The 7,345-nt window shown below is 60.8% G+C and carries 9 protein-coding genes; 2 read left to right on the top strand and 7 right to left on the bottom strand.

All coding sequences use genetic code 11. The features are described from left to right. Positions 1–4: 4 nt before the first annotated feature. Positions 5–1,090, top strand: a complete 1,086-nt coding sequence (locus L0H65_RS11090; protein ID WP_301459025.1) for a 2'-deoxycytidine 5'-triphosphate deaminase — start codon at positions 5–7, stop codon at positions 1,088–1,090. Positions 1,091–1,122: 32 nt separating this feature from the next. Continuing rightward, positions 1,123–1,557, top strand: coding sequence for a hypothetical protein (locus L0H65_RS11085; RefSeq protein ID WP_301459024.1), 435 nt, complete (start codon positions 1,123–1,125; stop codon positions 1,555–1,557). Positions 1,558–1,566: 9 nt separating this feature from the next. On the opposite strand, the gene L0H65_RS11080 is transcribed toward L0H65_RS11085, so the two are convergent. The 7 genes from L0H65_RS11080 to L0H65_RS11050 all read right to left on the bottom strand — a co-directional run. After that, the gene (locus L0H65_RS11080) at positions 1,567–1,773 is read right to left on the bottom strand and encodes a hypothetical protein (RefSeq protein ID WP_301459022.1); all 207 of its coding nucleotides are present in this window, start codon (positions 1,771–1,773) and stop codon (positions 1,567–1,569) included. Positions 1,774–1,775: 2 nt separating this feature from the next. After that, entirely contained in the window at positions 1,776–2,411 is a 636-nt protein-coding gene (gene scpB / locus L0H65_RS11075) for an SMC-Scp complex subunit ScpB (protein ID WP_301459020.1), read from the bottom strand. Then, positions 2,408–3,205: a ScpA family protein gene (locus tag L0H65_RS11070; RefSeq protein ID WP_301459019.1), complete on the bottom strand. Its 798-nt coding sequence runs from the start codon at positions 3,203–3,205 to the stop codon at positions 2,408–2,410. Before L0H65_RS11070 ends, scpB begins: the two co-directional genes overlap by 4 nt. Next, entirely contained in the window at positions 3,198–4,223 is a 1,026-nt protein-coding gene (nagZ, locus tag L0H65_RS11065; protein ID WP_301459017.1) for a beta-N-acetylhexosaminidase, read from the bottom strand. Before nagZ ends, L0H65_RS11070 begins: the two co-directional genes overlap by 8 nt. A gap of 2 nt (positions 4,224–4,225) precedes the next feature. After that, the gene (locus tag L0H65_RS11060; RefSeq protein WP_301459015.1) at positions 4,226–5,173 is read right to left on the bottom strand and encodes an SPOR domain-containing protein; all 948 of its coding nucleotides are present in this window, start codon (positions 5,171–5,173) and stop codon (positions 4,226–4,228) included. 76 nt (positions 5,174–5,249) lie between these two features. Then, on the bottom strand, positions 5,250–6,992 hold the full coding sequence (gene argS / locus L0H65_RS11055) for an arginine--tRNA ligase (RefSeq protein ID WP_301459014.1): 1,743 nt from the start codon (positions 6,990–6,992) through the stop codon (positions 5,250–5,252). Positions 6,993–7,114: 122 nt separating this feature from the next. Next, a partial coding sequence (locus tag L0H65_RS11050; RefSeq protein WP_301459012.1) for a 3TM-type holin occupies positions 7,115–7,345 on the bottom strand: 231 nt, incomplete at its 5' end.

Here is a 7,345-nt window from a genome sequence, read left to right as displayed (position 1 = left end):
ACCGATGACAAGAGCCGGCGTTTTGCCTTCACAAGCCTTGACGGCGTTGATTGCCAGGGGTGCGATCACCGCTGATCCTGCCGTGCGCGATGATCAAATTCAACCCGCCAGTCTCGATTTGCGTTTGGGAACCGTGGCTTACCGGGTTCGCGCCTCTTTCCTGGCGGGACATGGCCGCAGCGTTGCCGACCGTCTGGCGGAATTTGAAATGCACCGGGTTGATCTGTCCGGCGGGGCAGTGCTGGAAAAAGGTTGCGTCTATGTCATCCCGTTGATGGAGCGTTTGGCCCTGCCGCAAGGGTTGACCGCTGTGGCCAATGCCAAATCTTCCACCGGGCGGCTCGACCTGTTGACCCGCACCATCACCGATGGCGGGGTGGAGTTTGACCGTATCGCGCCCGGATATGACGGCCCGCTTTATGCCGAAGTGTGCCCGCGCAGCTTTTCGGTGCTGGTGCGGCCCGGAATGCGGCTGAACCAGATCCGCTTTCGCGATGGGCAATCGGTGCTGGATGACGCCGAACTTACCGCGCTGCACCGGGGCGAGCCTTTGGTTTCCGGCAAGGCGGTGATATCCGAAGGTCTGGGCTTTTCGGTTGATCTGCGCCCCGGCGACGATGATCTGGTCGGCTTTCGCGCCAAACCCCATACCGGGGTGATCGACCTTGAGAAGATCGGCCACTACCCCGCCCGTGATTTCTGGGAGGATGTGCGCAGCCGAAATGGCCAGATCATCCTCGATCCCGGTGCTTTCTACATTCTGGTCAGCCGCGAAGCCGTCACCATCCCGCCCGATTACGCTGCCGAAATGGCGCCCTATCTTGCCATGGTCGGCGAATTCCGTGTGCATTACGCCGGCTTTTTTGATCCCGGCTTCGGCTGGGCGGAGGCAGGCGGCAAAGGCTCCCGTGGGGTGTTGGAAGTGCGCTGCCATGAAGCGCCCTTCGTGCTGGAGCATGGGCAGGTCGTCGGGCGACTGGTCTATGAACGGATGGCAGAGCGGCCAGCGCAGCTTTATGGCAGCGGCATTGCGTCGAATTATCAGGGTCAGGGGCTTAAATTGTCCAAACATTTCCGGATGCCGGGCTGACGCCCCGACATCATTCTTCAAAAGGACGCTGTATGAAACAACTGCTCGCCGCATGCTTGCTGCTACTGACCGCGCTCCCCGTACTGGCGGAACCGGCGGACATGAACCTCTATATAATGCTTTGGCCTGAAGGCGACGCGGATGAGCCTAAAGCCGCCCAGATGATCGAGATTGACGCCGGGCAAATCCATGTTTTTACCAGCGAGAATCTGGAAACCGAACAGGATAAATCCACCCCAGCCGACCCCGCCCGCGTGGCGCTCGTCTCTGCTGCAATTCAGGCGGTTTTTGGTACGATTTCCATGGACGCGGTGCCGGAACAAACCGGCGACACCATCGCGGTCGAATGGAGCGTCGGAAATGCCGCCACTTTCGCGCGCGGCACCACGACCTTTCCGATCACAGCCTTGCCCTCGGCGATTCTGGCCGTGCAGGACGAGATATTCGGTGCAAGGCTGACACCGTAACCCGCGATGTCAGCGCCCCAGACGCCGGGTGATTCTGGCTGTTTGACGTGCGCGTTTCACCGTATCCCGCGCGGATGCCGCTTGTTTTCGTTCCGCCGGGGTCAGTTCCGCCGCGGGCTTGCCTTTGCCCGCAAACATCGAAACACCTTTGTTGATGCCAGTGTTCACCAAGCGACGGATGATTTGGTTGATAACCATGTTGATGATCTGTTTCACGATCAGTCCTCGAATAACTCGCTTTGCCCTTCCGGGCTTTCGTCTTCACCGTCATCCTGTGCCGAAGTTGGCGCGAAACTCGGGCGGTTGTCCAGCAGCCCTGCGGCACGCAACTCCTTCAATCCCGGCAGGTCGCGCGCGGATTCGAGGCTGAAATGGTCCAGAAACTGCTCCGTCACCACGAAGGTCACGGGGCGACCCGGTGTCATGCGGCGACGCCCGAAGCGGACCCATTCCAGCTCAATCAACTGGTCCACAGTGCCGCGCGACACCGCAACGCCACGGATTTCCTCTATCTCCGCCCGCGTGACCGGCTGATGATAGGCGACAATGGCAAGGGTTTCGATGGCGGCGCGTGACAGCTTACGCGCCTCCACCTGTTCCTTGTGCATCAGATGGCCGAGATCGGGCGCGGTACGAAAGGCATAGGCATCACCGACCTTGACAACATGAACGCCCCGTCCTGAATATCGGCGGCGTAGTGTCACCAGCGCCTCGGCAGCGTCACAGCCATGCGGCAGGCGTGTGGTCAGTTCCGCGAGTGTCAACGGGTCGGCGCTGGCAAACAGCACGGCCTCGACCATGCGTTCCTGTTCGGCCTGCGGCGGGGCGGCAAAAAGGCTGTCATTATCGTTCATCCACGGCCCCCGTCGCGTTTTCGCACCTGAATCGGCGCGAAGTTTTCACCTTGGCGGACCTCCAGATGCCCGGCCTTGGTCAGCTCCAGAATCGCTGCAAAATGGGCGGCGGTGGCGGAACGACGACGCTCCGGCGTGGTTTCCCAACCCGCAGGCAGCCAGCTTGTCAGATCGGTCCATTGCCCGGCATAACCCATCAATCCGCGCAGCCGCTCCAACGCCTCCTCCATGGTGAAGACATTGTTGCGATCCATCACGAAGGGGCGGAAATCATCACGGGTGCGGATACGGGCATAGGCCTGCATCAGGTCCATCAAAGTCGCGGAATAGCTGATCTTCTTGCGGCGGGTCACATCCTCCGGCAAGCCACGCGCAAAGAAATCGCGGCCCTTCTGATCGCGCGCCATCAGTTGCGCCGCCGCCTCCCGCATCGCTTGCAAACGTTCCAATTGATAGGCGAGATGCGCCGCGAGGTCTTCGGCGCTGGGGCCGTCTTCGGTCGGATCAGGCGGCAGCAACAACCGGGATTTCAGATAGGCAAGCCATGCCGCCATCACCAGATAATCCGCCGCAAGTTCGATCCGCAACGCCCCGGCCTTGCTGACAAAAACCAGATATTGCTCGGCCAGTTGCAGCACTGATATCTTGCGCAAGTCCACCTTTTGCGTGCGCGAAAGCGTCAGCAGCAGGTCAAGCGGACCTTCAAAACCGTCGACATCGACGATCAGCGCCTCGGCGAGCAGACGGTCCGCGACGCTTAGCCGTTCCGGTGTTTCCGCCCATTCGTCAGCCATGCGCCCGCCCGTCAACCAAGGCCCGAAGTTCGGACCGAAGCTGTGCGATGTCAACCGTTTCCGGCACATGCCGCAGTGCGAGTGCGGCATCGCAGCGCAGCAGTGCAGCATCGGTCAACTTGCCCGCAGCCTCAACGACCGGGGCCATTTCCTCCGGCTTGCCATTGCAATGGAGCGCGATGTCGACGCCCGCCGCAATCGTTGCCGCCGCGCGGGCACCGAGGCCCCCCGACAAGGCATTCATCGACAGATCATCCGACATCAACAGCCCGGAAAAGCCGATATCCCGGCGGACAACATCGACCATTTTGGGCGAGGTGGTGGCAGGCTGATCAGGATCAATGTCGGTAAAGACGATATGCGCCGTCATCGCGCAAGGCAGGTCATTCAGCGCACGAAAGGGTGCGAAATCATGGGTTTGAAGCATCTCGCTGTTGGCATTGACGACGGGCAAATCCTTGTGGCTGTCCATCTCCGCGCGGCCATGACCAGGCATGTGTTTGACCACGGGCAAGACGCCCCCCGCCAGATGGCCATTCGCCGCCGCCCGCCCCAAAGCCGCAACCTCCGCCGGATCGTCGGAGAAACAGCGGTTGCGCAAAAACGGATGCGTGCGGTCGGAGGCGACATCGAGACAGGGCGCGCAATTGCCATCAATGCCGACGCCGAGCAGTTCCGACGCTATCAGCCGATAGCGCAATTCCATCGCGCGGCAGGCATGTGAGAGCGACCCGCCCCCCGTCATCGCAAGTCCGACCATATCCAAAGGCGGCAACCATTCGGTCCAATGTGGCGCGCGCAACCGTTGCACCCGCCCGCCTTCCTGATCAACGAAAATGGGTGCTTTGCGGCCCACCGACGCCCGAAGATCCGCTGTCAAACTGCGCAATTGCGCCGGATTCTCCACGTTGCGGGCAAAAAGGATAAAGCCCCAAGGGTCGGCGTCACGAAAAAACGCGGCTTCCTCAGGCGCCAGAACCGGGCCGAGACAGCCAAGGATCGTTGCACCGGCCCGCATGGTTACCGCACCACAACCGGGATGCAGGCAGCATTTTCGGCCACCAGAGCCGCGCAGAAGCGGCGTGAATCCATGTCATCGGCAAAGCCCATCGCGCGCAACCGATAGAAGGTGCGGCCGCCGCTTTTCGCCGATTGCACGATGCGGGTCTTGCCATGCATCAGATCACCGAACCTGCCCGCGAGCCGCTCCCATTCCTTGCGCGCCACATCTTCGCCGTCATAGGCGCCAAGCTGGACCAGACGCGTGCCTGGCGCAAGGGTTTCCCCGTTGATTTCAGGTACTTCCGCCGGAGCAGAGGCAATCTGCACATTCCCGGCGGGGCGCGCGCGCGGGCGCGGCGATTCCATCAAAGCGCCTTTGGCGAAGATGAAATGCGGCTTCGGGCCGGTATCTGTACTTTGCTCCACATCGCCCGACAGCGGCACGGCACCTTCGCTCAACGCATCAGCCAATGCATTGATATCACTGTTTTCATCAAAGCTCGCGGCAATGATGGGTGCATTCCCCTGCGGCATTTCCGGCATTTCTGCGATGCCGAGACCGGGATTGTCACTGGCGCGCCCCGACACCGGGGCCACCATCGCAACCGCCGTTCCCGCCTGATCATCGGCAAGAATGCCGACCGGGGCCGGCGCCAGAACCAGACGATCCGCCGGCGCTGAAATCCCACCGTCCGCTGCGATCAAGTTCACCGAAAGCCCTTGATTTGCGGTAATCTGGCCGCCCGGATCATCGGGTGCGACCCGCATCGGCCCTTCCAGGGCGCGCACCACCGGAACCCCGGTCACGTCGCGCACAGCCAGCCGATACCCCCAATAGCCAAGCCCCACGACCAGTGCCACGGAAGTCAACGCGCCCGCCATACCCAAGAAGCGCCCGGCCCGCGCCGACACCCGAACGGGTACAGTGCTGCCGTCATCGAAAGTTTCGAATTCCACGTCTGCCATGCTCTCTGCCTCACTGCGTCAAACGGTTGCCCGCTGCCGCTGTCTTGCCTGTTTGCACACCAGATGGACGCCTTGGTCAGCGCATTTCCTCAACCGGTGTAACGCCCAAGATAGCAAGCCCTGCGGAAATCACAACGCCCGTTGCCCGTGCCAGCGCAATTTTCGACTGGGTTGTTGCGGAATCGTCCTGCACAAAGCGCAAATTGGGTTCGTCCTTGGCGCGGTTCCACAGCCCATGCAGCTCCGAGGCGAGCTCATAAAGGTAAAATGCCACCCGATGCGGTTCATTGCCGCGCGCAGCAATCTCTACCAGGCGCGGCCATTCCGCGATTTTCTTCGCCAAGTTGATCTCTGCGGCGTGATCGAGTTTCGACACGTCGGCCAACGACAGACTGGCATCATCAACCGTAACCCCGGCCTCGGCGGCGCGGCGCATCACCGAATTGATCCGCGCGTTGGCGTATTGCACATAGAACACCGGGTTGTCTTTCGATTGCTCCATCACTTTCGCGAAATCGAAATCCAGCGGCGCATCATTCTTGCGGGTCAGCATCACAAAACGGGTCACATCCGCGCCGACCTGCTCAACCACATCGCGCAGGGTCACGAACGTCCCTGCCCGCTTCGACATCTTGAACGGCTCACCATTCCTCCACAGTTTCACCAGTTGGATCAGCTTGATATCAAGCGGCACCCGGCCCCCCGACAGTGCCGACACAGCCGCCTTCATCCGCTTGACATAGCCACCATGATCTGCGCCAAATATGTCGATCAACTGATCAAATCCGCGCTGTACCTTGTTGTAATGATAAGCAATATCTGGCGCGAAATAGGTCCATGCCCCATCCGATTTCTTTACCGGACGGTCCACATCATCACCATGCGCGGTAGAGCGGAACAAGGTTTGTTCGCGCGCTTCCCAATCTTCGGGCAGCTTGCCTTTTGGTGGCTCCAACGTACCTTCATAGATCAGGCCCATTTCCTTCAGAGCCTTGATCGCCGCCTCGATCTGACCGGTGCCGTACAGTGCTTTTTCTGACGAATACACATCCATTTCAACGCCCAGAAGCGCCAGATCTTCCCGGATCATGCCCATCATCAACTCGGTAGCGAATTCGCGCACCTCCGCCAGCCAAACCTCCTCCGGCTGGTCGATCAGGGATGCGCCCCATTTCGTCTTCATCGCCTCGCCCACCGGGATCAGGTAGTCACCGGGGTAAAGACCCTCGCGGATTGCAGGGTCCAACCCGTTCGCCTCACGGTAACGCTCAAATGCCGACCGCGCCAGGACATCGACCTGCGCGCCGCCATCGTTGATGTAATACTCCCGCGTGACAGCGTAGCCTGCAAAGGCCAGCAACCGCGCCAGTGCATCGCCAAACACCGCACCGCGGACATGGCCGACATGCATCGGCCCGGTTGGGTTGGCAGAGACGAATTCGATATTCACCTTGATGCCGGCGCCAATCGTCGCGCGGCCAAATTCCGCACCGGTTTCCAGCGCAGATTTCACCAAACCCTGCCAAACCCACGGATGCAAACGCAGATTGAGAAAACCCGGCCCGGCAACGTCAACTTCGAAGATGCGTGGATCGTCTGCCAGGTGTTTGGCCAAAACGTCGGCGATGACGCGCGGCGATTTACCTGCGGGCTTTGCCAGCACCATCGCCGCATTGGTCGCCATATCCCCATGGCTGGCATCGCGCGGCGGTTCTACCGCAACGGCAGCCAGTTCCAGCCCGGCAGGCAAATCGCCTGCGGCCACCATCGCATCAAGCGCACCGATCACCAGCGCGCGAATATCGGAAAAAAGATTCATCGGTCCCGTCCTTTGGATCGGGATCGGTCTGCCAGAGGGCAAGCGCCGGGTCAATGGCCCCGGCGCTTGGTTTGGGTGTTGATCGGCACCGCGCCGATGCTTCACGGCGCTTCGCCTTTTGCCTATCCGTTGGAACTGCGCCAATCCTCCAGCGCCGGGTTGGGTTCAGACGATGCTGCGGGATCGACGTTTGGCGTTGCCACCACTGGGCCGCTGCGGCGGAAATAATAAGCCTCGCGTGCGCCGAAATAGAAGCCTACTACCGCGCCCAAAAGCCACCAAAGCGGCTCCGGCACCAGGTTAAGGCCGACCATCCGTTCGCCAAAGGTTTTCGGATCCACCATCGCATAGAC

It is taken from the genome of Pseudorhodobacter sp. (assembly GCF_030452865.1).
GTDB lineage: Bacteria > Pseudomonadota > Alphaproteobacteria > Rhodobacterales > Rhodobacteraceae > Pseudorhodobacter.
Note: the sequence above shows the minus strand (reverse complement) of the source record. Positions and strands in the feature narration are given on the sequence as shown.

Coding starts and splice junctions, on each gene's coding strand:
- L0H65_RS11090 (WP_301459025.1), top strand. CDS start 5: ATGACAAGAGCCGGCGTTTTGCCTTCACAAGCCTTGACGGCGTTGATT.
- L0H65_RS11085 (WP_301459024.1), top strand. CDS start 1,123: ATGAAACAACTGCTCGCCGCATGCTTGCTGCTACTGACCGCGCTCCCC.
- scpB (WP_301459020.1), bottom strand. CDS start 2,411: ATGAACGATAATGACAGCCTTTTTGCCGCCCCGCCGCAGGCCGAACAG.
- L0H65_RS11070 (WP_301459019.1), bottom strand. CDS start 3,205: ATGGCTGACGAATGGGCGGAAACACCGGAACGGCTAAGCGTCGCGGAC.
- nagZ (WP_301459017.1), bottom strand. CDS start 4,223: ATGCGGGCCGGTGCAACGATCCTTGGCTGTCTCGGCCCGGTTCTGGCG.
- L0H65_RS11060 (WP_301459015.1), bottom strand. CDS start 5,173: ATGGCAGACGTGGAATTCGAAACTTTCGATGACGGCAGCACTGTACCC.
- argS (WP_301459014.1), bottom strand. CDS start 6,992: ATGAATCTTTTTTCCGATATTCGCGCGCTGGTGATCGGTGCGCTTGAT.